Raw genomic sequence first — 254 nt, 5'->3', positions numbered from 1 at the left:
GTACGCGCCATATTAATCAAATTGCGAGTAATATTTTACTTAGTCTATCGTCAGCTTTGCATCTTGAAAACGAAGAGTTATTTATTAGTGCAAGCATAGGCATTGCTTGCGCTCCTAATGATGGTGAAAATACTGAACAGCTTTTAAAGGCAGCCGATCAGGCTATGTATAAAGCAAAAAGTAATGGTCGTAACTGTTTTGAGTTTTTCTCTGCTGACATGCGCGAATATGCACACGCGCGCATGGTGCTATTA

The 254-nt window shown here is 39.8% G+C and carries 1 protein-coding gene; it reads left to right on the top strand.

All coding sequences use genetic code 11. From position 1 onward, the window contains the following. The coding region (locus tag AAEY57_RS20520) for a diguanylate cyclase domain-containing protein (protein WP_350608726.1) at positions 1-254 on the top strand (254 nt) is incomplete at both ends.

Origin of the sequence: Pseudoalteromonas sp. MER144-MNA-CIBAN-0113, assembly GCF_040308965.1 — a bacterium.
Classification (GTDB): domain Bacteria; phylum Pseudomonadota; class Gammaproteobacteria; order Enterobacterales; family Alteromonadaceae; genus Pseudoalteromonas; species Pseudoalteromonas tetraodonis.
The sequence above is the reverse complement of the archived record's forward strand: the minus strand, read 5'-3'. Positions and strand labels throughout refer to the sequence as shown.